The following is a 2165-nucleotide window of genomic DNA, read 5'->3' on the forward strand; positions in this document are numbered from 1 at the left end:
TTCTATTCCACTTACTCCTCGGGCCTGATATCCCGGCACGGCACGTTGCTGGTGGTGGGGTGGAGCATGTTTATTGCCGGGGTATCGATGATGCCGTTCTTCCTGCTGCCGGAAGAGAATATTGCGGTTAACGGCCTGGGCCTGTTTGCCTTCTTCTACCTGATTATCGTGGGTACCGCCGTGACGTTTAGCCTGTATCTCAAGGGCGCATCGCTGATTGGCGGCCAGAAGGCCAGTATTCTCAGCTGTGCGGAGCCGCTGACCAGTGCGGTGTTGTCCTTGCTGCTGCTGGGCATTACCTTCACGCTGCCGGACTGGCTTGGCACGCTGCTTATTCTCTCATCCGTGCTGTTGATTGCCATGGATGCCAGGGGGAAGCTGCATCAGTAACATGGAAAAAATTGTCTAGGCGTACTGGCATCTCTGGACGCTCATTCTCGATGACCCAATGCTTGTTACCTTGATCGATGGCCTCGACCGCAGGATTGGGGGGAGTGTTTGCGTTCCACTCTGCCGATCGTCTGCGTTGAGTCTACAGCGGTGTGGCTTGATTTCTTGGTCATAATTGAAAAAGGTTGAATGCTGTTAACTAGGTGTTGAACTTAGATGGATAAAATAAGTTCATATTATGGTGTGGATTGTCTTGTATGAAATATAAATTTCCAAAAACTTTGATCTCACACATGGACGAATAATATATGCAATATTATCAGTTCTTACCTGTAGGTGATATTCCACGTTTTTTGAAAGATAGCTTTAATGATTTACCACCCGACCTTTGGTTGAAACCCAAGGACAGTCATTTTCGGTTTCGCTGTTATCAGCAAGCTGTTTTGAAATCTCAACAATTTAGTTATCTTAACTCAAACATGCCATTTTATCAGCCTTCGCATCTAAATTGTTATTCTGGTGGAGTTAAACGTGAATATGCAGGCTTGGTGCCTGATGTTGCTGATATTGTTTTTGATTCAATTATTTCCCGTCTTGTCCCAATTTTGCCAGATAAGGAATATCAAATAGGCATTCATCAGATTCGTATCACTACAGATAGTTTAAATATCGGTCACCCAGCCCCTGAAGGCATCCATCAGGACGGTTTTACCTATATATCGGTGTGTTGTATCGAATTAAATAATGTTTCTGGAGGAGATACTACACTTATCCCTTGTGATAAAGACACCGCTAAAGTGGTGACGTTCAAACTAAATGAAGGGGAAGCGGTGGTTTTTAATGATGTTAATTATCTACATTATACTTCAGCGATAGTTCCACTATTACCGGGAAAGGGATATCGCGATGTTTTTGTCATCACCTTTGATGATCGAGTGTCGTGATGAATATTTTATTATGCCCTGCTAAAATTATTCTTCAACATCAACGGTCCGAGTGGGCGTTTTTGCAGAGGAATACTCCGCTCGTATTTGCCACTTGCAGCGAACATCGCATTGACGTGATGAACCATCTTGGTGATCTGTTCGTTGTTCGTTTCTACGATGACTTCAACGATAACCCAATGGTGGAACTGGATCTCTATGATTATGCCAAGTGCCATCCAGTGAAAGAAGTCCATTTTTTGGCAGAAGTCGATGTTAACGACCGTTTGGGCCTTACTCATCAGTCTGCCAAAGAGGCACTCTATTTTCGCGACAAATTTTTAATGAAATCTCTGGTGCAGCAGTACCAGGTAGCGATACCGGAGATGGCTCTCGTCAAAAATGCTACAGATATCGCCTTATTTATAGAAACCCACGGTTATCCCAGTGTTATAAAACCGACTGATGGTAGGGGCTCACAGAATGTTGTTGTTATACGTAACGACAATCAATTGAAAGCCTGTCTACAAATGATAACGCCCTTGCATTTTCACAATTTGCTAATAGAGCGGTTTATTGAAGGCCACGCTTACCAAATTAACGGCTTATATCTGTGTGGGCGGCCGATTTTTATTTCTGCTTCTCGAGCCAATGTCTCCTGTCTGGATTTTTTGTCTGGTGAATCGCTGGGACTGGTGATGGAATGCAATAGTTACCTGCTTCAGCAACTGACTGGCTATACGCGATACCTCTTGGAAGAAATATTCCCTACGCCCAATGACACTTTGTTCCATTTAGAGGTATTTGTTGATAAGTCTCAGCATATTATTTTTGGTGAGCTTGCGTGTCGTC

3 protein-coding genes are annotated in these 2165 nt (G+C 43.9%); all 3 read left to right on the forward strand.

The window, feature by feature from the left end; translation table 11 throughout:
- A partial coding sequence (locus tag J5224_RS25350; protein WP_264627969.1) for an EamA family transporter occupies positions 1–390 on the forward strand: 390 nt, incomplete at its 5' end.
- Positions 391–698: 308 nt separating this feature from the next.
- Complete coding sequence (locus J5224_RS25355; RefSeq protein WP_264627970.1) at positions 699–1334, forward strand: 2OG-Fe dioxygenase family protein; 636 nt, start codon at positions 699–701, stop codon at positions 1332–1334.
- Positions 1334–2165: ATP-grasp domain-containing protein (locus tag J5224_RS25360; RefSeq protein WP_264627971.1), on the forward strand; the 832-nt coding region annotated here is incomplete at its 3' end. The genes J5224_RS25355 and J5224_RS25360, both read left to right, overlap by 1 nt.

The organism is Candidatus Symbiopectobacterium sp. NZEC135 (assembly GCF_025962695.1).

Bases quoted from the DNA above. Each gene is read 5' to 3' on its own strand.
- J5224_RS25355 (WP_264627970.1), top strand. From the start codon at position 699: ATGCAATATTATCAGTTCTTACCTGTAGGTGATATTCCACGTTTTTTG.